At 59.9% G+C, this 23,666-nt stretch carries 25 protein-coding genes; 18 read left to right on the forward strand and 7 right to left on the reverse strand.

Annotated elements, in window-relative coordinates:
• The first annotated feature begins 19 nt into the window (after nt 1-19).
• The 6 genes from P2081_RS09035 to selD all read left to right on the forward strand — a co-directional run bounded on the left by P2081_RS09035 (nt 20) and on the right by selD (nt 5,375).
• On the forward strand, nt 20-373 hold the full coding sequence (locus P2081_RS09035; RefSeq protein ID WP_232402726.1) for a Na+/H+ antiporter subunit C: 354 nt from the start codon (nt 20-22) through the stop codon (nt 371-373).
• Nucleotides 370-1,923 (forward strand): monovalent cation/H+ antiporter subunit D, encoded by a 1,554-nt coding sequence (locus P2081_RS09040; RefSeq protein ID WP_278922546.1) that lies wholly within the window; start codon nt 370-372, stop codon nt 1,921-1,923. The genes P2081_RS09035 and P2081_RS09040 overlap by 4 nt, the downstream gene beginning before the upstream one ends.
• Entirely contained in the window at nt 1,920-2,417 is a 498-nt protein-coding gene (locus P2081_RS09045) for a Na+/H+ antiporter subunit E (RefSeq protein WP_278922547.1), read from the forward strand. The genes P2081_RS09040 and P2081_RS09045 overlap by 4 nt, the downstream gene beginning before the upstream one ends.
• Nucleotides 2,414-2,683, forward strand: coding sequence for a K+/H+ antiporter subunit F (locus tag P2081_RS09050; RefSeq protein ID WP_278922548.1), 270 nt, complete (start codon nt 2,414-2,416; stop codon nt 2,681-2,683). The genes P2081_RS09045 and P2081_RS09050 overlap by 4 nt, the downstream gene beginning before the upstream one ends.
• 12 nt (nt 2,684-2,695) lie before the next feature.
• Nucleotides 2,696-3,070, forward strand: coding sequence for a Na+/H+ antiporter subunit G (locus tag P2081_RS09055; protein ID WP_278922549.1), 375 nt, complete (start codon nt 2,696-2,698; stop codon nt 3,068-3,070).
• A 121-nt stretch (nt 3,071-3,191) separates the two neighbouring features.
• Nucleotides 3,192-5,375, forward strand: a complete 2,184-nt coding sequence (selD, locus tag P2081_RS09060; RefSeq protein ID WP_278922550.1) for a selenide, water dikinase SelD — start codon at nt 3,192-3,194, stop codon at nt 5,373-5,375.
• Here the strand turns inward: selD and mnmH are convergent.
• On the reverse strand, nt 5,362-6,450 hold the full coding sequence (gene mnmH, locus P2081_RS09065) for a tRNA 2-selenouridine(34) synthase MnmH (RefSeq protein ID WP_278922551.1): 1,089 nt from the start codon (nt 6,448-6,450) through the stop codon (nt 5,362-5,364). The two genes, selD and mnmH, sit on opposite strands and share 14 nt — an antisense overlap.
• Nucleotides 6,451-6,587: 137 nt before the next feature.
• Nucleotides 6,588-8,165, reverse strand: a complete 1,578-nt coding sequence (locus tag P2081_RS09070; protein ID WP_278922552.1) for a bifunctional metallophosphatase/5'-nucleotidase — start codon at nt 8,163-8,165, stop codon at nt 6,588-6,590.
• Nucleotides 8,166-8,389: 224 nt separating this feature from the next.
• Between P2081_RS09070 and P2081_RS09075 the strand changes: the two genes are divergently transcribed.
• The 3 genes from P2081_RS09075 to arsC are packed head-to-tail and all read left to right on the forward strand — an operon-like array spanning nt 8,390 to nt 10,152.
• Nucleotides 8,390-8,728 carry a DUF952 domain-containing protein gene (locus tag P2081_RS09075; protein WP_278922553.1) on the forward strand — a complete coding sequence of 113 codons (339 nt, stop codon included), beginning with the start codon at nt 8,390-8,392 and terminating at the stop codon, nt 8,726-8,728.
• 12 nt (nt 8,729-8,740) lie between these two features.
• On the forward strand, nt 8,741-9,799 hold the full coding sequence (locus P2081_RS09080; protein ID WP_278922554.1) for a quinone-dependent dihydroorotate dehydrogenase: 1,059 nt from the start codon (nt 8,741-8,743) through the stop codon (nt 9,797-9,799).
• On the forward strand, nt 9,796-10,152 hold the full coding sequence (gene arsC, locus P2081_RS09085) for an arsenate reductase (glutaredoxin) (RefSeq protein WP_278922555.1): 357 nt from the start codon (nt 9,796-9,798) through the stop codon (nt 10,150-10,152). The genes P2081_RS09080 and arsC overlap by 4 nt, the downstream gene beginning before the upstream one ends.
• Here the strand turns inward: arsC and P2081_RS09090 are convergent.
• The 3 genes from P2081_RS09090 to P2081_RS09100 all read right to left on the reverse strand — a co-directional run bounded on the left by P2081_RS09090 (nt 10,149) and on the right by P2081_RS09100 (nt 12,510).
• A complete protein-coding gene (locus tag P2081_RS09090) occupies nt 10,149-11,489 on the reverse strand; it encodes an MATE family efflux transporter (RefSeq protein WP_278922556.1) in 1,341 nt (446 codons plus the stop codon). The two genes, arsC and P2081_RS09090, sit on opposite strands and share 4 nt — an antisense overlap.
• A gap of 83 nt (nt 11,490-11,572) precedes the next feature.
• A complete protein-coding gene (locus tag P2081_RS09095) occupies nt 11,573-12,091 on the reverse strand; it encodes a PaaI family thioesterase (RefSeq protein ID WP_278922557.1) in 519 nt (172 codons plus the stop codon).
• Nucleotides 12,088-12,510, reverse strand: a complete 423-nt coding sequence (locus P2081_RS09100) for a PaaI family thioesterase (RefSeq protein WP_278922558.1) — start codon at nt 12,508-12,510, stop codon at nt 12,088-12,090. Before P2081_RS09100 ends, P2081_RS09095 begins: the two co-directional genes overlap by 4 nt.
• A 127-nt stretch (nt 12,511-12,637) precedes the next feature.
• On the opposite strand from P2081_RS09100, the gene P2081_RS09105 reads away from it, so the two are divergent.
• From P2081_RS09105 to P2081_RS09145, 9 genes are all read left to right on the forward strand, one after another.
• Nucleotides 12,638-13,012, forward strand: coding sequence for a MerR family transcriptional regulator (locus P2081_RS09105; protein WP_232402046.1), 375 nt, complete (start codon nt 12,638-12,640; stop codon nt 13,010-13,012).
• A 429-nt stretch (nt 13,013-13,441) separates the two neighbouring features.
• Nucleotides 13,442-13,846: a MerR family transcriptional regulator gene (locus P2081_RS09110; protein ID WP_278922559.1), complete on the forward strand. Its 405-nt coding sequence runs from the start codon at nt 13,442-13,444 to the stop codon at nt 13,844-13,846.
• A gap of 75 nt (nt 13,847-13,921) precedes the next feature.
• Complete coding sequence (locus P2081_RS09115) at nt 13,922-15,703, forward strand: acyl-CoA dehydrogenase C-terminal domain-containing protein (RefSeq protein WP_278922560.1); 1,782 nt, start codon at nt 13,922-13,924, stop codon at nt 15,701-15,703.
• An 89-nt stretch (nt 15,704-15,792) separates the two neighbouring features.
• Nucleotides 15,793-16,005, forward strand: coding sequence for a hypothetical protein (locus P2081_RS09120; RefSeq protein ID WP_278922561.1), 213 nt, complete (start codon nt 15,793-15,795; stop codon nt 16,003-16,005).
• A gap of 42 nt (nt 16,006-16,047) precedes the next feature.
• The gene (locus tag P2081_RS09125) at nt 16,048-17,199 is read left to right on the forward strand and encodes an acyl-CoA dehydrogenase family protein (protein ID WP_278922562.1); all 1,152 of its coding nucleotides are present in this window, start codon (nt 16,048-16,050) and stop codon (nt 17,197-17,199) included.
• A gap of 280 nt (nt 17,200-17,479) precedes the next feature.
• On the forward strand, nt 17,480-18,112 hold the full coding sequence (locus tag P2081_RS09130) for a glutathione S-transferase family protein (RefSeq protein ID WP_278922563.1): 633 nt from the start codon (nt 17,480-17,482) through the stop codon (nt 18,110-18,112).
• 10 nt (nt 18,113-18,122) lie between these two features.
• The gene (locus P2081_RS09135) at nt 18,123-19,334 is read left to right on the forward strand and encodes an acetyl-CoA C-acetyltransferase (RefSeq protein WP_278922564.1); all 1,212 of its coding nucleotides are present in this window, start codon (nt 18,123-18,125) and stop codon (nt 19,332-19,334) included.
• On the forward strand, nt 19,334-19,819 hold the full coding sequence (locus tag P2081_RS09140; RefSeq protein WP_278922565.1) for a cupin domain-containing protein: 486 nt from the start codon (nt 19,334-19,336) through the stop codon (nt 19,817-19,819). The genes P2081_RS09135 and P2081_RS09140 overlap by 1 nt, the downstream gene beginning before the upstream one ends.
• Nucleotides 19,816-22,020, forward strand: coding sequence for a 3-hydroxyacyl-CoA dehydrogenase NAD-binding domain-containing protein (locus P2081_RS09145; protein WP_278922566.1), 2,205 nt, complete (start codon nt 19,816-19,818; stop codon nt 22,018-22,020). Before P2081_RS09140 ends, P2081_RS09145 begins: the two co-directional genes overlap by 4 nt.
• Before the next feature lie 110 nt (nt 22,021-22,130).
• On the opposite strand, the gene P2081_RS09150 is transcribed toward P2081_RS09145, so the two are convergent.
• Nucleotides 22,131-22,646 (reverse strand): fasciclin domain-containing protein, encoded by a 516-nt coding sequence (locus tag P2081_RS09150; RefSeq protein ID WP_278922567.1) that lies wholly within the window; start codon nt 22,644-22,646, stop codon nt 22,131-22,133.
• Between the two features lie 290 nt (nt 22,647-22,936).
• A complete protein-coding gene (locus tag P2081_RS09155) occupies nt 22,937-23,599 on the reverse strand; it encodes a Hint domain-containing protein (RefSeq protein WP_278922568.1) in 663 nt (220 codons plus the stop codon).
• Nucleotides 23,600-23,666 lie beyond the last annotated feature (67 nt).

Below are 23,666 nucleotides of genomic sequence, written 5' to 3' on the forward strand. Positions count from 1 at the left end.
CGAGATGATCCCCTTGAGCATCGAATTCCTGGTGGCTTCTGCCGTCGGGCTGCTGACAGCAGCCGGGATCTACCTGATCCTGCGGCGGCGCACCTTTCCGGTTATCCTTGGCCTGTCACTGCTGACATATGGGGTGAACATTTTCCTCTTTGCCACGGGCCGCCTGATGGTCAATGCGCCCCCCATTCTGAACAAATACGCCGATGTCGCCTATACGGATCCGCTGCCGCAAGCGCTGGTGCTGACCGCAATCGTGATTTCCTTTGGCATGACAGCCGTGGTGGTGATGATCGCCCTGGCCGCCTATCTGTCGGCGCGCGATGACCTGATCGATATGCCACACCACCCCGAAGATGAAGGGGAAGACGCATGAACCATTTCCTGATTGCACCGGTTGTGCTGCCGGCCCTGGTTGGCCCCTTTATCATCATGGTGGTGCGTCACCATCTTGACCTGATGCGGATCTTCTCGCTGGCCAGCACCGTGCTGCTGGTGGCGATTTCACTGGTGCTGGCGGCGCAGGCCTCTAGCGGTGAAATTCAGGTCTATGAGCTGGGAAACTGGTCCGCACCTTTTGGTATCGTGCTGGTGCTGGATCGTCTGTCGGCGATGATGGTCTTGCTGACCTCAGTGCTGGCGCTGGTGGTCAACCTCTATGTCATCGGCTCGGGCTGGGACAAGCGCGGCGCCAACTTCCATGCATTGTTCCAGTTTCAGCTGATGGGCATCATCGGCGCCTTCCTCACCGGAGACGCCTTTAACCTGTTTGTCTTCTTCGAGGTTCTGCTGATCGCATCCTATGGGTTGATGATCCATTCGGGCGGCACCCGCCGGTTTCAGGCGGGCGTGCAATATGTGGTCTACAACCTCTTGGGATCGACGCTGTTCCTCTTTGCTCTGGGCACGCTTTATGCGGTGACAGGCACGCTGAACATGGCGGATCTGGCGGTGCGGGTGGCGGAAATTCCTGCCCAAGACAGCGCCCTGTTGCGGGTTGGCGCGGTGATGCTGCTGCTGGTCTTTGCCATCAAGGCCGCAGTAATTCCGCTGCATTTCTGGCTGCCGGCCTCTTATGCCAATGCGCCACTGCCGATTGCGGCGCTGTTTGCGATTATGACCAAGGTCGGTGCCTATGCGATCCTGCGGATGTATACGCTGGTCTTTGGCCCCGACCTGGCGCTGACCGAGGGGCTGGCAGGGGCCTGGCTGATGCCCGCAGCACTGATCACCCTGATGATTGGCGCCATTGGTGTGCTGGGGTCTTACCGGATGGGGCGGCTGGTGGCCTTTGGTGCCATTACCTCTATGGGCACCCTGCTGACCTCCATTGCGCTCTTCACCCCAGAAGGGGTTACGGCAGCGCTGTATTATACCGTGCATTCGACCCTGGCTGCGGCCTTCTTGTTTCTGGTTGCTGATCTGGTGACCGAACGCCAGGGCATCGAGATCACCGCCCAACCGGTGATGCCACAAAGCGGGCTGATCGCGGTGCTGTTCTTTACCGGAGCCATTGCCCTGGCAGGGATGCCGCCGATCTCGGGTTTTCTGGGGAAACTCCTGGTGCTGGATGCCGCCCGCGAGCATGATCTGGTCTGGTGGATCTGGGGTACTATTCTGATCGGATCTTTGGTGACCATTCTGGGCATGGCACGGGCTGGCAGCCTGTTGTTCTGGAAAAGCCATAGCATCACAGAGACAGAGGTCGATCCTGCTGAGGACCACGACAGCGACGCGCATGACGAGACGGCGCCGACAGAGCATGCCGCTGCCCTGCCCTTTGTCGCCTGTTTCGCCCTGCTGACAGGATTGGTGGCGCTGACCATTTTTGCAGGCCCCGCCAGCCATTACGCCGAGGCCACGGCGGCCCAGTTGTTTGCACCTGAAGCCTATATCAGGGCCGTACTCGGAGAGGTGACGCCATGAAACTGCTACGTCGGCTGGTGCCGCATCCGATCCTGACCCTTCTCTTGACCATTGCCTGGGTGCTGTTGACCAGCACCTGGACGCTGAATTCCCTGGTCTTCGGCTTTTTGCTGGGGATTGGGATCCCCTTTCTGACCCAGCCCTATTGGCCCAATCAGATGCGGATGAAGAAACCGCTGAAGATCGCTGCCTACATCCTTTTGGTTCTCTATGATATTATCGTTGCCAATGTGGTGGTGGCGCGTATCGTGGTTTTCAAACCCAACAGCAAGCGCAGCCCTGCCTGGGTCGCCGTGCCGCTGGATCTACGCACACCAGAAGCGATTACCGTACTGGCCGGAACCATCACCATGACCCCCGGCACCGTTTCGGCGGATGTCTCTGCCGAGGGGCACGCGCTCTTGGTGCATTGTCTGGATGCCAGCGACCCGGATGCCGTCCGCGATTCGATCAAACAGCGCTATGAGCGCCGCCTGATGGAGATCTTTGAATGATAGCCTTTGCCACGTTTTTTGCCTTTGTCTGTTTTGCCCTCGCGATACTGATGAACCTGTGGAAGATCATCTCGGCCGCCGAAATTGCTGATCGCATCCTGGCGCTGGATGCTATGTTCATCAACGCGCTGGCACTGATGATCCTCTATGGGATTTCCCTGGGCAGCGAGGTCTATTTCGAGGCCTCCCTGATCATCGCCATGCTCGGCTTTGTTTCTACCGTGGCCTATGCGCGCTTTATTCTGCGCGGCAATATCATCGAGTAACAGGAGCCAGCCATGAACATGATTTTTGAATATCTGATCGCGGGCTTTTTGATTATGTCTGGCGTCTTTGGCTTTGTTGGCTCTTTCGGGTTGCTAAAGCTGAACGATCCGATGTCGCGCCTGCATGCGCCGACCAAGGCCACGACGCTGGGCGTTGGCGGGGTTCTGCTGGCCTCTATGGTGCATGGGCTGACCGTCGAAGGCTCTGTCTCGTTGCATGAACTGATGATCACCCTGTTCCTGTTTCTGACTGCCCCTGTCACGGCACTGTTTATTGCCAAGGTTCACCTGCACCGGCATGAAACAAAGGACAGCCTGCCCACCCCCGCAGATGACAGCAGTTGGGCCACTCATACCGTGATTGAACCGCAGCCACAGCAGGACTGAGCCAACATCGCCCTACGGCGGCACCGGCAGGGGATACCGATCCAGGCCCCATGACTGAGGCGTCAAGACACAGGCGGCACAACACAGGCGGCACAACACAGGCAAAAAGGTACAGAAGCAGATGCATAGCCCCCCTCTACCAGCAACCAAAGATGTGGTTTTGATTGGCGGCGGGCATGCCCATGCTCTGTTGCTATTGAAATGGGGGATGCGCCCGCTGGCGGGGGCGCGCCTGACCCTGATCAACCCAGGCCCCAGCGCCCCCTATTCCGGCATGTTACCGGGCTTTGTGGCCGGCCATTACCAGCGCGATGAGCTGGATATTGATCTGGTAAAACTGGCGCGCTTTGCCGGGGCCCGGCTGGTGCTGGGCGCGGCAACGGCGATGGATCCAGTGGCCCGTCAGGTGCAGGTGTCGGGGCGCGCGCCTATTGCCTATGATCTGGCCTCTCTGGATGTGGGCATCACCTCTGACATGCCCGATCTACCCGGTTTTGCGCGCTACGGCCTGCCGGCCAAGCCGCTTGGTGCATTTGCCCGGACCTGGGATCAGTTCCGCCAGGCGCAGGCGGATCGCGCGGCGGCATCAGGCCCGGCAGCCAATATCGCGGTGATTGGTGGCGGCGTCGCCGGAGCCGAGCTGATCCTGGCAATGGCCCATGCGCTGGCGCAACAGGGGCGGCTGGGCCAGGCCTGCCTGATCGACAGCCGCAGGGTATTGGGACAGGCCAGCCCCGAGCTGCGCCGCCGCCTGCTGCGGGCCTTTTGTGAACACAGGGTCACGCTGGTGGAAAACACTGCGGTCGCCCGGATTGAATCAGACCGCATCCTGCTGGAAGATGGCCGGACGGTACTGTCGGATTTCACCACCGGTGCCGCCGGTGCCCGCCCGCAGGACTGGATCGCCCAGAGCGGGCTGGCGCTGCAGGATGGCTTTATCAAGGTGGACGAAACCCTGCAAAGCTCTGTTCCGGGTGTCTTTGCGGCAGGGGACTGCGCCCATATGACCGCGACGCCGCGCCCCAAGGCCGGGGTTTATGCGGTACGCCAGGCCCCCATTCTCTATCACAACCTGCGCGCCCAGCTGACCCAGGATCCGCTGCGCAAATATCAGCCGCAAAAGGACTATCTAAAGCTGATCTCGCTGGGCAGGGCCGAGGCCCTGGGCGAGCGCATCGGGCTACAATTTTCCGGTGCTCTGGTCTGGCACTGGAAAGACCGGATCGACCGGGCCTTTATGGATCAGTTTCGCAACCTGCCCCAGATGCCCACTGCCAGCCTGCCGCCGGAACATACCCATGATCTGCCAGCCATCCTGGGCGACAAACCCATGTGCGGTGGCTGTGGTGCCAAGGCCGGCCGCGCCGCCCTGCGCGGCGCACTTACAGGGCTGGCAGCCCCGCGACGCAGCGATGTGACGCCGCTGCCCGGCGACGACGCTGCACTGGTGCAAACCGGTGGCGCGCGGCAGGTGATCACCACCGATCATCTGCGCGCCTCGACGCTCGACCCTGAGGTAATGGCCCGGATTGCCGCGGTACATGCGCTTGGCGATATCTGGGCCATGGCCGCTGCGCCACAGGTGGCCACTGCCAATCTGATCCTGCCGCGCCTGTCCCCGGCGCTGCAACAGCGCAGCCTGGCGGAAATCATGGGCGCTGCAACGCAGGTATTTCAGGACGCCGGGGCCGACATCATCGGCGGTCATACCTCTCTCGGGGATGAGCTGTCGATTGGCTTCACCGTCACGGGCCTGTGTGACAGCCCGCCTGTGACCCTGGGCGGGGCGCAGCCTGGCGATGTGCTGATCCTGACCAAGCCTATTGGGTCCGGCGTGATCATGGCCGCCGAGATGCAGGGCGCGGCCAAGGGCACCTGGGTGGCAGCGGCTTTGGCGCGGATGGTCCAGCCCCAGGGCGCGGCCTCCCGGATCCTGGCTTCGGCCCACGCGATGACGGATGTCACTGGCTTTGGCCTTGCCGGGCATCTCTTGGGGATCTGCGAGGCTTCGGGCCTGGCTGCCCAGCTGGATCTTGCCGCAGTGCCACTGATGCAGGGGGCTGCCACGCTCAGCGCGCGTGGTATCCGCTCTTCCCTGTTTGAAGACAACCGCGCCCTCGCCCCCGAGCTGCCAGACCGCCCCGACGTTGATCTGCTGTTTGATCCGCAAACAGCCGGCGGGCTGCTGGCCGCGCTTGCCCCGGATGAAGCAGAAGACAAACTGCAGGACCTGCGCGCCGCTGGCTTTGAGGCTGCACGCATAGGCTGCCTGCAGGCTGGTGCGCCCGGCCTTACGCTGGTTTGACAGCGCCGCCTTCAGATCTCTGTGCCGGGGCTTCCATCAGATCGCAGATCTGTTGCGCGGCGCGGTCCAGATCTGCCTGCGTCATCTGCCCCAGACCCACCTCAGAAAGGGGCGGCAAACCATTGATACGGCGTGATTTCTGATAGGCAGGATCATAGTGATCCTGCATCAGGGCCAGGGTCAGCGCGGCCTTATCCCCCGCCGCGATCAGGTCAAACCAGTGATCTATAACCGCATTTGCGTGATGCCCCCGCAGATAGCCAAGCTTCTGTTGCAAGCGCTTTGTATCCGACAGGATATCATCATAAACTTGGGTCAGATATTGGCAGCGGGTCGCACTGGGGGCGCTGACCTCGATCCGGGGGGCCTGTTTCATCGCACGCCACAGGCTGGGGGGAATGATACGGGCGCCGACCTTGCTCGACTCGGCCTCGACCAGAACCGGGCGCGCGGGGTCCATCTGCACCAGCGCCTGTGCCAGGGCGCTTTCAAATCCCTTTTGGCTCGGCTGTGGATCCGACATTGCCCCCAGCAAAGAGCCGCGATGTTTGGCCAGCCCCTCCAGATCAAGCATCTGTGCGCCCAGGGCCTGACAGCGCTGCAACAGCTCTGTCTTGGCGCTGCCGGTATAGCCATCCAGCGCGATCAGCCGAAACGGCAGCACCTGATCATAGAGGTAAGACTTCACCAGGCGGCGATAGGTCTGGTACCCGCCCTCGACCAGTTCCGCCCGCCAGCCGATCTGTTGCAGCATCCAGGCAAAACTGCCCGAGCGCTGACCGCCACGCCAGCAATAGACCAGCGGTTGCCAACCGCCGTCATGATGGCTGAGGCTGGTTTCGATGTGATTGGCGGCATTGCGAAACACCAGTGCCGCGCCAAGTTTGCGGGCCCGAAAAGGGCTGTCCTGCACATAGATGGTGCCGACCTGCGCCCGTTCTTCGTTGTCCAGAACTGGCAGGTTGATGGCCCCCGGAAGATGATCCTCGGCAAATTCGGCAGGGCTGCGCACATCAATGACGCAGTCCGCCCCATGGGCCAACAATTCCTGCAGCGATTTGTAACGCTTTGACATGCGCTCTGACCTATCCTTTGAACGGGCTGAATAAAAGAAAGATTTCGCATACAGGCTGTCGCACCCGCTGCAAGGAATGCCCCGCCAATCAAAGATCGTGGCGGGGCATAGCAGGCAACTGTTTCGCGCGCGAAACGCTATTCTTGCGAAATGCGACCGTCCGTATAGGCCTGATAGGGGCCTTGCTGTGCCAGATATTCGGCCAGAACATCAGCGAGATCGGGGCCAAAATCATAGGCGTTCTTGTCGTCACCCGCAAAGATCTTGTAGCCGTCACCGCCCTTGCGCACATAGTCGTTGGTCACAACGCGATAGGTCTTGGCCGGATCCAGCGGCACAAAGCCCGCATCGCTGGCGACCTGAACCTCTTGCACCCTGCCCTCATTGGCGGCGACACTGCCATCCCAGCTGAACTTCAGCCCGGCAACCTGGGGAAAGCGGCCTTTGACCTCTTCCACCTGGCTGACGCCATTTTCAAGGGCTGCAACCAGATCAGCCCCGGTGATTTCAAAGGTGGACAGCGTGTTTTGGAACGGTAACACCGTCAGCACCTCGCCCATGGTGACAGCGCCGGGTTCCAGGCTGGCGCGAATGCCGCCAGAATTGGCAATGGCAATGGTCACGCCCTGATCCTTGACCCGATCCAGCATGGCATCCGCCACCAAATTGCCCATCTCGCATTCCTGAATGCGGCAGATGGTGCGATCACCTTCTACCGCGCTGGCGGCCTCGGCCACGACCTTGTTGCGGATTTCATCCAGCGGCTGCGCCAATTCGGCAATGCGCGCCAGGGTGTCACTGTCCTCGGCCACATTGCCATCCATGATCAGCGGCTCGCCCGCAGCCTTGGTCACCGTTCCAGCCTCGTCAAAGGTAACGTTCAGCTCGCCCAGGAATTTGCCATAGGCATAGGCCTGCACGATGGCGACATCATTGACCATGGTGGGATAGGGACCAACCGCATCTTCGGATGTATTGGACAGATAGGTATTTGAATGCCCGCCAACAATCACATCCACCCCGGTGGTCTCCGCCGCCACGATCTGATCCACCTTATAGCCGGAATGGCTGAGCACGATAATCTTGTTGACGCCCATCTCTGTCAGCCGGTCGACCTCTGCCTGCACGGCGGCCACCGGATCAGAGAACGAAATATTCGCGCCCGGGCTGGCCAGATCGTGGGTATCTTCCGGGGTCAGGCCAATCAGACCGATTTTTTCGCCGCCACGTTCAATCACGGTGGATTTTTGCAAGACATCCGCCAGAGCAGGTTCCGCCGAGACATCCGCATTGGACATCAACACCGGGAACTCTACCGCATCCATGAACCCGCGCAGGACCTCGGGGCCATCGTCAAATTCATGGTTGCCAACGGTCATCCCGTCATAGCCGAGCTTGTTCATCATCTCGGCCGCGACCTTACCCTTGTAATAGGTATAAAACAGCGAGCCCTGGAACTGGTCGCCCCCATCCACAAGGATCGCATTGTCGGCACGTTCGCGCGCGTCTTCCAAGGCGGTAACCAAACGTGCCGATCCGCCAAAGCACTTGCCCTCGGCGTTGTCGCCCTCGCGGCAGCCGCTGTCATATTTACTGATCGGTTCAAAGCGCGCGTGGAAGTCATTGGTGTGCAGAATGGTCAGTTTATACTCTGCCGCCGCCATGCCAGCCGTCAGGCCCAAGGCCGCGACCGAGGTCAAAATTCGCATCATCATCAGTATCGCTCCCGTTGTTATTCTTTGCCCGCAATCGTGCGATCAAAGCATCAACCAGTCAAAGGGGAATAACGCCCGGCCCGCCCCTAGGCAGCATTCGGTACGATATTTGCACGTTTGGCGCGATCGACGCGGCACGTGTTGGGCGATCTGCGGCGGATTACTGCGCCCGGTACTGTCGCTTCGGGCTTGATTCCAACGGCGGCGCGGGGCATCAGATCGCCATGCTGATCTATAAAATCCTCCGCGCCGATGAATGGTCGGCCTTCCAGTCCCAAGGCGAAACCCTTGGCGCGCCTATCGACCTGAGCGATGGTTTCATTCACTTTTCCACCGCGGTGCAAGCGGCCGAGACCGCCAGCAAGCATTTTGCCGGTGTTGACGGGCTTTGGCTGCTTGCGCTGGATGCAGACGCGCTGGGGGAGGCGCTGAAATGGGAGGTCTCGCGCGGCGGTGACGACTTCCCGCATCTTTACCGCAAGATGCACCTGTCAGAGGTGATCTGGGCCAAACCGCTGCCGCTGATCGACGGTGTACACCACTTTCCCCCAGCCATGACGTGAGCACCCCAATCAATGAAACTGACTGAAAAACTTGCGCTCAAGGCGCTGCACAAGCTGGATCCGGAAGTGGCACATGGCCTGTCGATCAAGGCGCTGACATCGGGGCTGGCCCCCTGCCCCGGCCCGGTACGATCCCCCCGGTTGAAATGTGACATCGCGGGCATCACGCTGGACAATCCGGTGGGACTGGCCGCAGGTTTTGACAAAAACGCCGAGGCGCTGGCACCGCTGAGCCAGGCCGGGTTCGGCTTTATCGAGGTCGGCGCTGCCACACCGCGCCCACAGCCGGGCAACCCCAAGCCACGCCTGTTCCGGCTAAGCGAAGACCGCGCTGCGATCAATCGCTTTGGATTTAACAACGACGGTATGGAGGTGATTGCAGAGCGCCTGGCGAAACGGCCCAAAACAGGCGTAATTGGCCTGAACCTTGGGGCCAACAAGGACAGCGACGACCGGGCAGCCGATTTTGCCAGGGTGCTGGCGCGCTGTGGCGCTTTTCTGGATTTTGCGACGGTCAATGTTTCCTCGCCCAACACAGAAAAACTGCGGGATCTGCAAGGCAAGGCAGCACTTTCTGCGCTGTTGAACGGGGTGATCGAAACCCGCGACAGCCTGGATCGCCGGGTGCCGATCTTCCTGAAAATAGCCCCAGATCTGGATCGTGCAGGCATCGAAGACATTGCCGCCGTCGCGCTGGACACCGGTATCGACGGCGTGATTGCCACCAATACCACCCTGTCGCGCGAAGGGCTGCACAGCCCACACCGGGCCGAGGCGGGCGGGCTGTCCGGCGCGCCACTGTTTGAAGCCTCAACCCGGGTCTTGGCGCAGCTCTCTGATCTACTGCGGGATCAGGTGCCGCTGATTGGCGTGGGCGGTATCGGCAATGCCGAACAGGCCTATGCCAAGATCTGCGCCGGGGCTTCGGCGGTGCAGCTTTATACCGCCATGGTCTATGGGGGCCTGTCGCTGGCGGCTGAGATCGCGCAGGAGCTGGACCACTTGCTGGCCCGCGACGGGTTTGACTGCGTTGCTGCTGCGGTTGGGACAAAACGCGGGGACTGGCTATGATCCGCTATTGGCATAATCCACGCTGCTCCAAATCGCGCGCAGGTCTTGCGCTGCTTGAAAGCCGGGGGATCACACCAGAGGTGCGGCTTTATCTGCAGGATCCGCCCAGTCTGGCTGAGCTGCAGGCGCTGCATGCCGCCCTTGGGGGATCGGTAATCGAAATGATGCGAACAGGCGAAAAGGTCTTCAAAGAGCTGGGCCTGAGCAAGGGCAGCCCCGCAGCAGACCTCCTGACGGCCATGCAGGCACATCCCATCCTGATCGAACGACCAATTGCGATCAAGCAGGATGGCGATGCAATCGAACAGGCGGTAATTGGCCGCCCGACCGAAGCACTGGATGCGCTGCTCTAGGCCACCGCGCCAGGCTGAGATGACGCCACGCTGGCCTCTAGCCGAGGATAGCGCAGCCCCAGCGTCACAGCGCGGGCACAGTTCAATACCAAAAGCGCCGCCCAGAGCCCATGATTGCCCCAGAGCGGCACCAGCGCCAGCAGCACCAAGATGAAAATGGCCACCGATTGCACCATTGCCCGGCGCATATCACCCGTCCAGGTCGCGCCGATATAGATGCCGTCATACATGTAGCTTGCCACCGAGATCAGCGGCAGCACCGCAGCCCAGATCAGATAGCTACGCCCCTCAGCTCTGACCTCGGGGGCGGTGGCCATCAGGTCAATCAGATAGGGGCCGCCCAGAAAAAAACCTACGCTCAGCAATACGGCGCAGACAATCCCCCATTGACTGGAAATCAAGGCGGCGCGGCGCAGGTTGCCCCGGTTCTTTGCGCCTATGGCACCACCCACCAGGGCCTCGGCGGCAAAGGCAAAACCATCCAGCGCAAAGGCAGTGATCTCGACAAACTGCAGCAGTACCTGATTGGCCGCCAGCGTCACATCGCCAAATTTGGCCCCGACAAACATAAAACAGGTGAAAGACCCGGTCAGCAGCACCGAGCGCACCATGATATCCCCATTGACCTGCGCCATCCGCCGGATCCGCACCGGATCAAACACCCTAGGCCAATCGCACCATTGCCGCCCGGCAAAGGCGGCACGACACAGCCAGAGCCCCAGCGCCAAGCCGCTCCATTCGGCAATCAGGGTGGCAAGGGCGACGCCTTCGACGCCCCAGTCCAGCCCCAGCACGAACCATAGATCCAAGGCGATATTGATCCCATTCATCCAGATCTGCAGCACAAAGACGCCACGGGTATTTTCCACCGCGATCAGCCAGCCCGTCACCGCAAAGAGCGCAATGGTCGCAGGTGCCCCCCAGATGCGAATCTGCAAATAGTCGCGCGCCAGGGTTTCGACCTCGGCACTGGTGGGGGCCAGGGAAAACGCCCCCCAGAACACCAGGCCCTGCAACGAAACAAAGGTGATCCCAGCAAGCGCAGCCAGCAGGACGCCGCGCATCAGCAAGGCGCCGGTTTCCGCCGTGTCGCCGGCCCCGCGCGCCTGCGCCACCAGACCGGTGGTGCCCATGCGCAGAAAGCCGAAAATGAAATAAAGCGTCGCCAGAATAACTGCGCCGATGCCCACCGCGCCAATAGGCGCCGCCTGCCCCATCTGCCCGACAACGCCGGTATCCACCGCGCCCAGAATAGGCACCGTGGCATTGGACAACACAATCGGCAGGGCAATTTTCAGCACCCGCGCATGGGTGATGTCATCCTGTTGCAAACCCATCTCGCGGGCACCTTCCTGTCATCTGTCAGGTCACGCGCGACACCACCCAGTTCGGGGGGCTTGCTGCGCACCTGGCCCTGGCATCAGCTTTTGGCCGCTTTATCTTGTGGCATCAGAAAATGGCCGGTGGCCTGGGCAAACAGCTTGTCTTTGTGATCCTGCCAGGCCTCGACATGGACAGAGGCATAGCGCCGCCCGGCGCGGCTGATCGTGGCGCGGGCATAGGCATCGCGCGGCAGGCCAGAGCGCAGGTAGTCCACGGAAAAATCAATGGTCTTCGGTTGGCGTGGCAGGATGCCCTTCGCCATGTCTTCGGGGTCCAAGGCACCGTTTTCAATGCTGCTCCAGATCTGCGACCAATTCAGAGAGACCGTGGCGGTGATCTCCAGAAAAGCCGCGGTCACCCCACCATGAATGGCAGGCAAAAACGGATTGCCAATGTGTTTGTCGCTAAAGTTCAGCTGCGCTGTCAGCTCGTCGCCGCGACGATCAAAGGTGACGTTGAGAAATCGGATATAGGGCACCGAGTCGAGCAGAGCATTCAGCGCCGCATCGCGCCGCTGCTTGACCACCTGGATTGGTTCTGGACGGGGGCGATTCAAAATCCACTCTCCACTGTAAAGGCACCAGAAGCGGTTGCGACTGGACGATCGGTATCGTCATCGCTGGCCACCGCCCGCACAAAAGCAACGCTGCGGGTGATATGATGACAGGTGGCGCGGGTGGTGATGCTTTGCCCCGGCGTGGCACCGCGCATGTAGTCGATGCGCAGATCAATGGTAGCGGTGCCGCCAGGGGCATCAGGGTGACACATCACCGCAGCACCGCAACAGGTATCCATCAAGGCCGACACCGCCCCGCCCGCGATGACCCCGCTTTGCGGATCGCCGATAAGCTTTTCATCGTAGGGCATTGAAATACATGCAGTTCCATCGCCAATTTCTTCCAGGACCATCCCCAGCTCTTTGGCATGCGGTATCGCCTGAATGAACTGACGCGCGAGATCTGTCTTGTCTGCCATATGGCTGTTTCCTATCCTGACTTGGCCCATTTGTGGCCCCGCTCGAAACAAAGCGCAAGCCCACAGCACGCAGGGAGGTTGCACAGGTCATTTCAAGTGCATAGGTTGCGCGCAAGGGAGATGATGGATGACCGAAGCAAGATTGTCATTCAAGGAAATGTGCGCAGCCTTTGACGTTACGCCGCGAACCTTGCGATATTATGAGTATATTGAACTGCTGAAACCCGATCGCGAGGGGCGATCACGGTTTTACGGTGCCCGAGAGCGCGCCCGGATGAAGCTGATTCTACGTGGCCGCCGATTTGGCTTTCAGTTGGAGGAGATCCGCCAGTGGCTGCTGATCTACGAAAACGAAGGCAATCAGGCCCAGATGCAGGCTTTCATCGAGATGGCCGACCACCAGATGGGTGAGTTGCAGCAGCAACGCGAACAGCTGGACGAAGCCCTGGATGAGCTGGGCAGCCTACGCGCCACCACCAAAAGCCTTTTGTCGCAAAGCTGACGCCCGGCTGCCCTACCAAGGGTAAGCGCCAAACAGACGCGGCCAAGCAGATGATCCGCGCGCCCTGCCGCATCAATTGCTGCACAGGGCCTTTCCAATATGTTGACCCAGGATAGCGTGCCGCCCCAACCGGGCAGCACGCTGCTTTGTCATGTCCGGTTGACGACCTAGATCAAGCGACGCGCTGCCCGCTCTAGCACCGCCCGCGACCGGAACAGGCGTCACGACAGGTGACCGTGACGTCACCTTTGAAAGTGACGCGGCGTCCAGCTTACGTCAACGTCAAGAAGATGTTGTAAATCGCCTCAACCCGGGCCAGCTTGGTCAGGCAGGCCTTGCCGGTTCCCCCCGTTTCCCGGGGCCGATCCGCTGGCCAGCATTGCACTGGCAAACCACCGCCCCGCCCGGCACCGACAAAGAGTGACGACGATGACAGAAGAAGAGACAAAATCGATCCGTGAGATGTGCGACGCCTTTGGCGTGACCCCCCGCACCCTGCGCTTTTATGAGGCCAAAGAGCTGCTGTTTCCCCAGCGCGACGGGCAAAAACGCCTGTTCACCAAAAGAGACGGTGCCCGGCTAAAGCTGATCCTGCGCGGCAAGCGCTTTGGCTTTAGCCTGGAAGAAATCCGCCAGCTGCTGGATCTGTATCACATCGGCGATCAACAGATCACCCAACTGTCGCGCACCTATGAAATCGCCTGTGATCGCCTTGCCGATATGATGCGCCAGCGCGATGAACTGAACGAAGCCATCGAAGAATTGCAGGACCAGTTGAAATGGGGCGAAAAAGTCATCGCCTCGATGAAATCCGACCAGGAGGCCGCCGAGTAGCGGCCGCCCCCGCGCACCCCGCCAGCCTGCACGGGCAGGCCTATTGACCCGAACTCTGCCACCACGAGGACCGCAATGACCGTCTATTCAGCCCCCACCAAAGACACCCAGTTCATCCTGCATGACGTCTTGAAAGTCTCTGAGGCCGCAACTCCAGGCTACAACGATCTGGAACGCGACTTCACCGCCGCCATCCTGGAAGAAGCCGGCAAGATCAGTTCCGAGGTATTGCACCCGCTGAACGTCGTGGGCGACACCGAAGGTTGCCGCCTGGAAAATGGCGTGGTTTCAACCCCAACCGGGTTCAAAGCGGCCTTTGAACAGGTCAAGGAAGGCGGCTGGACCGGGCTGGACATGCCCGAACAATATGGCGGCCAGAACATGCCCTATGTGCTGGGCACCGCCGTTGGCGAGATGTTCTCCTCTGCCAACCAGGCCTTTGTGATGTACCAGGGCCTGACCCATGGGGCCGCCGCCGCGATCCTGGCACATGGTACCGATCAGCAAAAAGACACCTATCTGCCCAAGATGGTCTCGTGTGAGTGGACCGGCACCATGAACCTGACCGAACCGCACTGCGGTACCGATCTTGGTCTGATGCGCACCAAGGCAGAACCGCAGGATGATGGCAGCTACAAGGTCTCAGGCCAGAAGATCTTTATCTCGGCGGGGGATCACGACCTGGCCGACAATATCATCCATCTGGTGCTGGCCAAGATCCCCGGCGGCCCCGAAGGCATCAAGGGTGTGTCGCTGTTTATCGTGCCCAAATTTGTGGTCAATGACGATGGCACACCGGGGCCACGCAATGGCGTTTCCGTAGGCAATATCGAGAAAAAGATGGGCATCCACGGCAATTCGACCTGCGTGATGAACTATGATGAGGCCACCGGCTATCTGCTGGGAGATCTGCACAAGGGCATGCGCGCCATGTTCACCATGATGAACGAAGCCCGCATCGGCGTTGGCATGCAGGGCGTTAGCCAGGCCGAAGCCGCATACCAGAATGCGGTGGAATACGCCAAAGACCGGCTGCAGGGCCGCGATGTCACCGGCGCCAAGAACCCCGACGGCCCGGCCGACCCGCTGATCGTGCACCCTGATATCCGCCGCTCTCTCATGGATCAGAAAAGCTTTGTTGAAGGCGGCCGTGCCTTCCTGCTCTGGGGTGCGGGGCTGATCGATCAGGCGCACCGCGATGGCAACAAAGACGCCGACGGGCTGATTTCACTGCTGACGCCGGTGATCAAGGGCTTTTTGACCGACGAAGGCTATGACATGACGGTCAAGGCCCAGCAGGTCTTTGGCGGCCACGGCTATATCGAAGAACACGGCATGAGCCAGTACACCCGCGACGCCCGCATTGCGCAGATCTATGAAGGCGCCAACGGTGTTCAGGCGCTGGATCTCGTCGGCCGCAAGCTGGCGGTTGATGGCGGCAAGCACCTGATGGGTTTCTTTGAGATGGTAAAAACCTTCTGCAAGGACAACGCTGATCTGAACGAAGCCTATAGCAAAGACTTTATTGCGCCCCTGAAATCCGCCTCGAAGGACCTGCAGGCCGCCAGCATGTATTTCATGCAAAACGGCATGAAGAACCCCAACAATGCCCTCGCAGGATCGACTGACTTCATGCATATGTTCGGCCATGTCTGCCTGGGCCTGATGTGGGCGCAGATGGCCAAAGCCGCAACGGAATGCCTTGATGCTGGGGCCTCTGACGCGGCGTTCTACGAGACAAAAATCGCCACCGGCCGGTACTATATGGCACGGAGGCTGCCCGCCACCAAACTGCATCTGGCCCGGATCGAAACCGGTGCCGATACAGTCATGGCCCTGGATGCGGCAAACTTCTGATCCATATGAAAAACCGGGCCTCCCCTGACAACCTTAGGGGAGGCCCGCCCCAGCCCGGGGGCTTTGACACCACCAACAAGGAGCCTCCGATGCCAAAACGTTTTCGCCTGACCCGCCGCTTTCCCGTCGCCATGACAGAAGATGGCTACCGTCGGCTGAAACGTTTTGCATCCGAGGCAGGGCTGGACGAAGGCGAAGCCCTGTCATTTCTGTTTGAAAATTTCGACAGCGTGACAGACCAAGAAAACCTCGGCCACCGGCTGCGACTGTTCAACAGCGCGCTGGAGGATCGCAAAAGATAGGGGTCCGGCGCTTCAGCGCCAGAATGGGCCAAAGGGAGCACTATGACGCGCGAAACACGTTCCGCCTGGATGACCGACGAGCACCAGATGCTTGCTGATATGACAGCACAGTTCATCACCAATGAATGGATGCCCAAATACGAGACCTGGCGCAAACAGGGCATGATGGACCGTGACACCTGGACCCAGGCGGGCGAGCTGGGCCTGCTCTGCCCCTCTATCCCGGAAGAATACGGCGGTGTTGGCGGCGATTTTGGCCATGAGGCCGCAATCCTGATCGAAGGCAGCCGCGCCAATCTGGCCAGCTGGGGACATGGTATCCATTCCGGAATCGTCGCCCACTATATCCTGGAATACGGCACCGAAGAGCAGAAAAAACGCTGGCTGCCCAAAATGATCAGCGGCGAACTGGTCGGAGCCCTGGCAATGACCGAACCCTCAACCGGCTCCGACGTGCAGCGGATCAAGACCAAGGCAATCCGCGACGGCAATGCCTATCGGCTTTCGGGTCAGAAAACCTTCATCACCAATGGCCAGCATGCCAACCTCATCCTGGTGGCGGCCAAGACCGATCCCAGCCTCGGGTCCAAAGGGGTGTCGCTGGTCGCGGTGGAAACCGACGGTGCCGAAGGCTTTTCGCGCGGCCGCAACCTCGACAAGATCGGTCTGCACGCAGCAGACACCTCTGAGCTCTTCTTCGACAATGTGGAAGTCCCACCAGAAAACATCCTCGGCCAGGAAGAGGGCAAGGGCTTTTATCAGATGATGCAGCAGCTGCCGCAGGAACGTCTGATCATCGCCTGTGGCGCCGTCGGCGCGATGGAGGGTGCTGTGGAGCGCACCATCGCCTATTGCAAAGAGCGCGAAGCCTTTGGTGGCCCGCTGACCCAGTTCCAGAACACCCGGTTCAAACTGGTTGAATGCCTGACCAAAACCAAAGTCGCCCGCGCCTTTCTTGATGAATGCATGGCCGAACACCTGCGCGGTGAACTGACGGTGGAAAAGGCGGCTATGGCCAAATACTGGATCACCGACACCCAGGGTGAAGTGCTGGACGAATGCCTCCAGATGCACGGCGGATATGGTTTCATGCAGGAATATGCGGTCGCAGAAATGTGGACAGACGCCCGGGTGCAACGGATCTATGGCGGCACCAACGAAATCATGAAGGAATTGATCGGCAGGTCATTGTGACACAACACCGGTTTCGCTCAACAGGACCTGATGGATGCCTCCGGCGGAGGTATTTATGGCAAGATGAAATCAACGGCGCGTCCCTGCCCCCAAGCCTTCGCCAAATGGGCAGGGACGACTTCACCTTACGCGGTCATCGGCTCCTCAGCCTGTACCGCGCCATAACAATAGCACACAATCATAGAAAGAGTGTTAATTCTCTTTCATCTTACTCAAAATACCTCACGGGGGTCCGGGGGTGTGAAACCCCCGGTGCCACATTGGCGACAAGGAGAACAACGTGACGATTAAACTGCATTGTTTTGGCGAGTCGGGGCATTCCTACAAAGCGGCGCTGGCACTAGAGCTGTCGGGTTTGGACTGGGAGCCAGTATTTGTTGACTTTTTTGCCGGGCAGCACCGCGGTGAGGACTATCGCAACCTAAATGTCATGGCAGAGGCTCCGGTGCTGATTGACGGTGATATCCGCCTGTCACAGTCCGGGGTCATCCAGCAGTATATCACCGATAAGACCGGAAAGTTTGGCGGCGCACCAAAGGATAAGTACGAGGTGCTGCGCTGGGTCTTGTGGGACAACCACAAGCTGTCTTCACAGGTGGGCATGACCCGGTTCTTGATGAACTTCGTTCCAGCGGACAAACGCCCGGCGGAGATTATCGGCTTCATGCAGGGGCGCCTGAAGGCTGCCTTTGCCACACTCAACGCCCATCTGGCGGGCCGCGACTGGCTGGTTGGCGATGGCATGACCAATGCTGATCTGACCTGCTGTGGCTATCTGTTCTATGACGAGCCCTTCGGGTTTGACCGCAAGGACTACCCCAATATCGACGCCTGGCTGACGCGCATCAGTGAAACGCCCGGCTGGAAACATCCCTATGACCTAATGCCCGGCAATCCGTCGGACCGCGCTTGAGGAGAGACTCATGACCGAAGCTTATATTTACGACGCCATCCGCACCCCGCGAGGCAAGGGCCGCAAAGACGGTTCCCTGCATGAAGTGACCTCTGTGCGCCTGTCAGCTCTGACACTGAACGCGCTGAAAGAACGCAACAATCTTGAAGGCCATGCGGTTGAGGATGTGATCTGGGGCAATGTCACCCAGGTGATGGAACAGGGCGGCTGCCTGGCACGATCCGCAGTGCTGGCCTCGGACCTGGATGAGAGCATTCCCGGCCTTGCCATCAACCGGTTCTGCGCCTCTGGCATGGAGGCGGTCAATCTTGCGGCCAACCAGGTCAAGGGCGGTGCTGGCCAGGCCTATATTGCTGGTGGTGTTGAAATGATGGGCCGCGTCGCCATGGGCTCTGATGGGGCGGCCATCGCGGTGGATCCTTCGCTGGCGATGGAGACCTATTTTGTGCCCCAGGGCATTTCGGCCGATATTATCGCCACCGAATATGGCTTTACCCGAGAGCAGGCCGATGCCCTGGCGGTGGAAAGCCAGCGCCGGGCCAAGGCCGCCTGGGACGACAACCGCTTTGCAAAATCAGTCATTCCGGTGCGTGATCAGAACGGTATCCTCATTCTGGATCGTGACGAATACATGCGCCCAGGTACAGACATGCAGTCACTTGGCGCGCTGAATGCATCGTTCCAGATGATGGGCGAACAGATGCCCGGTTTTGACAAGGTGGCCATGATGAAATATCCGCATCTGGAGCGGATCAACCACATCCACCATGCTGGCAACTCTTCGGGCATCGTCGATGGTGCTGCGGCTGTGCTGATAGGCAACAAGGAGTTTGGCGAACAGTATGGCCTGAAGCCACGTGCCCGCATCAAGGCCACTGCCAAGATTGGTACCGACCCGACCATCATGCTGACAGGCCCGGTGCCAGTGACGCAAAAGATCCTTGCTGACAATGGCATGGTGATTTCCGATCTGGATCTGTTTGAAGTCAACGAGGCCTTTGCCTCGGTGGTGATGCGCTTCCAGCAGGCCTTTGATGTGGATCCGGCAGTGGTCAACCCCAATGGCGGATCCATCGCCATGGGCCACCCGCTGGGCGCAACGGGTGCCATGATCATCGGCACATTGCTGGATGAGCTGGAGCGTCAGGACAAGGAAATGGGCCTGGCGACGCTGTGCATTGCCTCTGGCATGGGTGCAGCCACCATGATCGAGCGCGTCTGATGCCCAAGCTGGACCTGGCACAAATTCCCTTCAAGGGTGGATCAAGCTACCCCGGTCAGCTGGCCGAGGCGGTTGTCGGCCGGTCCAATCAACGGATCGGCGATGCTGCAGGGCTGACTCAATATGGCGTCAATATCGTGCGGCTAGAGCCCGGCGGACTATCCTCGCTGCGCCACTATCACATGCGGCAGGATGAATTCCTGATGATGGTCAGTGGCAGCTGCACCCTGATTGACGATCAGGGAGAGCACGAGATGCTGCCAGGTGACTGTGCCGCCTTTCCCGCCGGTGAGGCCAATGGCCATCACCTGAAAAATAATACCGACGCGCCGGCCAGTTTTCTGGTGGTGGGCACGCGGACCCCGACTGAAACCGCTTACTACAGCGATATGGACATGATGGTGAAGAGCGACGCCAATGGTAGCCGCTTCACCCGTAAAGACGGCAGCCCGCTGACGGCTGACCAGATCGGAGACGAGACATGAGTGAGTTTACGCTTTCCAAGGACGCAAACGGCGTCGCAACAATCACCTGGGATGTTCCCGGCAAAACCATGAACGTGATGTCCTTTGACGGGCTCACCCAGCTCGAGGCCTGCATTGATGAGGCCCTGGCGGATGATGCCATCAAGGGCGTGGTGATCACCTCGGGCAAAGAGGGCACATTTGCCGGCGGCATGGACCTGAACCTGCTGGCGGTAATGAAGGAAGAGGCCGGCGATGAGCCCGCCCGCGGCCTGTTTGAAGGCACCATGAAAATGCATGCCCTCCTGCGCAAGATTGAGCTGGCCGGGATGGATCTGAAAACCAAGAAAGGTGGCAAGCCAATTGCGGCTGCCCTGCCCGGCACCGCTGCTGGTATCGGGATGGAGCTGCCGCTGGCAACCCATCGCATCTTTGCCGCCGAGAACCCAAAGGCCAAATACGGCCTGCCGGAAATCATGGTTGGCATCTTCCCCGGCGCCGGCGGCACCACCCGCATGGTGCGCAAGGTTGGCGCCATCGCCGCCGCGCCGCTCTTGCTGGAAGGCAAGATGCTGGACGTGAAAAAGGCCAAGGCTGCTGGCTATGTTGACGAGATCGCCGCTGATCCCGTTGCCGCCGCCAAGGACTGGGTGCTGAATGCATCCGCGGCGGATCTGGTGAAACCCTGGGATGCCAAGGGCTACAAGATGCCCGGTGGCGCGCCCTATCACCCTGCGGGTTTCATGAACTTTGTTGGTGCCTCCGCCATGGTGCACGGCAAGACCCAGGGCGCGTTTCCAGCCGCCAAGGCGCTGCTGTCCGCCGTCTACGAGGGCGCGCTGGTGGATTTTGACACTGCGCTCAAGATCGAAGCCCGCTGGTTTACCTCGGTGCTGATGAACCCCTCTTCCGGTGCAATGATCCGCTCGCTCTTCATCAACAAGGAAGCGCTGGAAAAAGGCGCGGTCCGTCCCAAGGATGTCCCTGATCAGCGGGTGCAGAAACTGGGCGTGCTGGGGGCCGGCATGATGGGCGCCGGCATTGCGCTGGTCTCGGCCCAGGCCGGGATCGAGGTGGTGCTGGTCGACCGCGATCAGGCGGCCGCCGACAAGGGCAAGGCCTATACCGAAGGCTACCTCGACAAGGGGATGAAGCGCGGCAAGGTCACCGCCGAGAAGAAAGAGGCGATGCTGGCCCGCATCACCGCCACCCCTGATCTGGAGGCGCTGAAAGGCTGCGATCTGATCATTGAGGCGGTCTTTGAGGACCCAGCCGTCAAGGCCGAGATGACCAAGAAGGTCGAGGCGATCATCCCCGAGGATTGCATCTTTGCCTCCAATACCTCGACCCTGCCGATCACCGATCTGGCCAAGGCCTCGGTCCGGCCCGAGCAGTTCATCGGCATCCACTTCTTCTCACCTGTTGAGAAGATGCTGCTGGTGGAAATCATCAAGGGCAAAGAGACCGGCGACCGGGCCGTGGCCAAGGCGCTGGACTATGTGCGCCAGATCAAGAAGACGCCCATCGTCGTCAATGACGCGCGCTTCTTCTATGCCAACCGCTGCATCATTCCTTATGTGAATGAAGGCGCGCGGATGATCACCGAAGGTGTCTCGCCCGTGTTGATCGACAATGCCGCGCGTCAGCTTGGCTTCCCCGTTGGTCCCATTCAGCTCACCGATGAGACCTCGATCGATCTGGGCGCCAAGATAGCCCGCGCCACCAAGGCGGCGATGGGCAACGAATATCCCGACAACCCCGCCGACGACATGATCTTCTGGATGGAAGGCCTGGGTCGTCTGGGGCGCAAGGCCAATGCCGGCTTCTTTGACTATGACGAAAAGGGCAAGCGCATCGGCTATTGGAAAGGCATGCAGGACAAATACCCGCTGCTGGAAGATCAGCCTGACCTCATCGAGGTGCAGGAACGTCTGATGTTTGCCCAGGTGCTGGAAGCGGTACGGGCGCTGGAAGAAGGCGTATTGGAAGACATCCGCGAAGGTGACGTAGGCGCAGTTCTGGCCTGGGGCTTTGCGCCCTGGTCCGGCGGCCCGCTCAGCTGGCTGGACATCATCGGCACGCCCTATGCTGCCGAACGTTGCGATCAGCTGACCGCAGCCTACGGCGAACGGTTTGCCTGCCCGGATCTGCTGCGTGAGATGGCCGCCAAAGGTCAGACCTTCTACGGTCGTTTCAACCCGGATGCAGCATCCGCCGCCTGATCCGGCCTTGGGTTAAAATCAACGCCCCCCAGATCACTGGGGGGCGTTTTGCTTTGGATTACTTGACGATCATCCACCTTGGGACAGTCCAAGGGGCCTGAAGTCATGCGTTACTTGCAGCTGGGGTTATTGCCCGGCATCAAGACCTTGTCGACCACATGGATCACGCCGTTGTCGGCCATAATATCGGCAACAACCACATTGGCCACCTGACCGCTACCATCCGCGATGGTTACACCAGAACTGCCAGAGGTAATGCAAAGCCGCTCTGTCGTCAGGATCGGCTTGAAAGAGGTGGTGCCAGTGGGAAAAATATCGGAAGACAGCTTCCGGTCATCGACATGGTACAACAGGATATCCGTCAGCTGCGCCTTGTTCTCTGGCTTGAGCAGGGTTTCGACGGTGCCTTCGGGAAGGGCTGCAAAGGCATCGTTCAACGGCGCATAGACAGTAAAGGGACCGGGACCGGATAGAGTTTCGGCCAAACCTGCAGCCCCAACTGCTGCCACCAGCGTCGAGAAACGTTCATCACCTGCGGCGATCTCGACAATCGTCTGAGCACTGGCGGCAGCCGCCGAGATGCACAATGTGAGGGCTGTTGCGGCAACTTTAAATTGAGTTTTCATTTTCTCTCTCCGGGTTGTTGAACGCGTAGCTGTTCTGAAGTGCTGAACATGTAGGGATTACGCCGGAGCATCCGATATGGATCATCGCCTTCACGTTTTTGTGAATTAGCCACGCCAAGTTGCTGTAATTAAACAATTTCCCAAAACACACGCCATATTGCCATTGGTCAATCGCACTGCAAGCCAAGAGGCCGAACAGCCCCTAAGGAACACCAATGCCCCCAATGCCATTTGGCAAAGGGGGCATTCGTTGCTCTAATAGGGGCTGAAAATCGCTCGGTTGGTTGGGGTCAGATCTGGAAACTGCCCGGTGCCATGGCGGGAACGCCGATATTGGTCATCAGCGTCTCTGTCAGGGACATTGCTGAAATCAGTTCCTGGGCTTCATCAATGGGCAGCACCCGATACATGTCCTCTTGCAATTCGATCCCGATGGTCAAAAGATCACGCGGCGCCGGGCAGTAGCCCAGCAGGCCCGCCTCCAGATAGATCACCTCGTCCTGTTCAAAACGTGGGGCCACCAGTTGCAGGGAATCGTCCGGGTGCAGGCGGCAGATGCCGCGATAGCCATCCAGCGTCGAGGCAGGCACCACGGCAAAGGGATCGCCCTGGTGATCCTCGATCAGATCGCTTTCCAGCAGCACCCCCTGGTCGGGCATCAGCCACATTGGCACCCGGTTGCCCAGCGCATCGCGCGGCACATGCAGCGGGCAGCGGCTGGGGGAAATCACCCCGGCCTCCAGATGTATGGTCTCGCGTAGCATTTCCACCACCGTCTGCATCCCGTGATCGAAGGTCAGTACCCGATCCCCAGCGCAGAGCGCCTCTACCGGGCGCCAGCCAAGATTAGAGGCCACATGGGTTCCGCTCAGGAAACCGCCCAGTCCAACCGGCACCGGCGGGATGGTCAGCTCAAACTCAGGGCTCATCCGTTTTTGGAACCAATCCAGCATTTCGATCTCTCCTGTGCGGCGGCATCAACAGGCAGGGCTTGGCCCCGGTGTCGTGCTGCAATGCGTG

The organism is Pseudophaeobacter profundi, assembly GCF_029697505.1.
In the GTDB taxonomy this organism is placed as follows: Bacteria; Pseudomonadota; Alphaproteobacteria; order Rhodobacterales; family Rhodobacteraceae; genus Pseudophaeobacter; species Pseudophaeobacter profundi.

Bases quoted from the DNA above. Each gene is read 5' to 3' on its own strand.
- P2081_RS09040 (WP_278922546.1), top strand. From the start codon at position 370: ATGAACCATTTCCTGATTGCACCGGTTGTGCTGCCGGCCCTGGTTGGC.
- P2081_RS09045 (WP_278922547.1), top strand. From the start codon at position 1,920: ATGAAACTGCTACGTCGGCTGGTGCCGCATCCGATCCTGACCCTTCTC.
- P2081_RS09050 (WP_278922548.1), top strand. From the start codon at position 2,414: ATGATAGCCTTTGCCACGTTTTTTGCCTTTGTCTGTTTTGCCCTCGCG.
- P2081_RS09055 (WP_278922549.1), top strand. From the start codon at position 2,696: ATGAACATGATTTTTGAATATCTGATCGCGGGCTTTTTGATTATGTCT.
- selD (WP_278922550.1), top strand. From the start codon at position 3,192: ATGCATAGCCCCCCTCTACCAGCAACCAAAGATGTGGTTTTGATTGGC.
- mnmH (WP_278922551.1), bottom strand. From the start codon at position 6,450: ATGTCAAAGCGTTACAAATCGCTGCAGGAATTGTTGGCCCATGGGGCG.
- P2081_RS09070 (WP_278922552.1), bottom strand. From the start codon at position 8,165: ATGATGATGCGAATTTTGACCTCGGTCGCGGCCTTGGGCCTGACGGCT.
- P2081_RS09075 (WP_278922553.1), top strand. From the start codon at position 8,390: ATGCTGATCTATAAAATCCTCCGCGCCGATGAATGGTCGGCCTTCCAG.
- P2081_RS09080 (WP_278922554.1), top strand. From the start codon at position 8,741: ATGAAACTGACTGAAAAACTTGCGCTCAAGGCGCTGCACAAGCTGGAT.
- arsC (WP_278922555.1), top strand. From the start codon at position 9,796: ATGATCCGCTATTGGCATAATCCACGCTGCTCCAAATCGCGCGCAGGT.
- P2081_RS09090 (WP_278922556.1), bottom strand. From the start codon at position 11,489: ATGGGTTTGCAACAGGATGACATCACCCATGCGCGGGTGCTGAAAATT.
- P2081_RS09100 (WP_278922558.1), bottom strand. From the start codon at position 12,510: ATGGCAGACAAGACAGATCTCGCGCGTCAGTTCATTCAGGCGATACCG.
- P2081_RS09105 (WP_232402046.1), top strand. From the start codon at position 12,638: ATGACCGAAGCAAGATTGTCATTCAAGGAAATGTGCGCAGCCTTTGAC.
- P2081_RS09110 (WP_278922559.1), top strand. From the start codon at position 13,442: ATGACAGAAGAAGAGACAAAATCGATCCGTGAGATGTGCGACGCCTTT.
- P2081_RS09115 (WP_278922560.1), top strand. From the start codon at position 13,922: ATGACCGTCTATTCAGCCCCCACCAAAGACACCCAGTTCATCCTGCAT.
- P2081_RS09120 (WP_278922561.1), top strand. From the start codon at position 15,793: ATGCCAAAACGTTTTCGCCTGACCCGCCGCTTTCCCGTCGCCATGACA.
- P2081_RS09125 (WP_278922562.1), top strand. From the start codon at position 16,048: ATGACGCGCGAAACACGTTCCGCCTGGATGACCGACGAGCACCAGATG.
- P2081_RS09135 (WP_278922564.1), top strand. From the start codon at position 18,123: ATGACCGAAGCTTATATTTACGACGCCATCCGCACCCCGCGAGGCAAG.
- P2081_RS09140 (WP_278922565.1), top strand. From the start codon at position 19,334: ATGCCCAAGCTGGACCTGGCACAAATTCCCTTCAAGGGTGGATCAAGC.
- P2081_RS09145 (WP_278922566.1), top strand. From the start codon at position 19,816: ATGAGTGAGTTTACGCTTTCCAAGGACGCAAACGGCGTCGCAACAATC.
- P2081_RS09150 (WP_278922567.1), bottom strand. From the start codon at position 22,646: ATGAAAACTCAATTTAAAGTTGCCGCAACAGCCCTCACATTGTGCATC.
- P2081_RS09155 (WP_278922568.1), bottom strand. From the start codon at position 23,599: ATGCTGGATTGGTTCCAAAAACGGATGAGCCCTGAGTTTGAGCTGACC.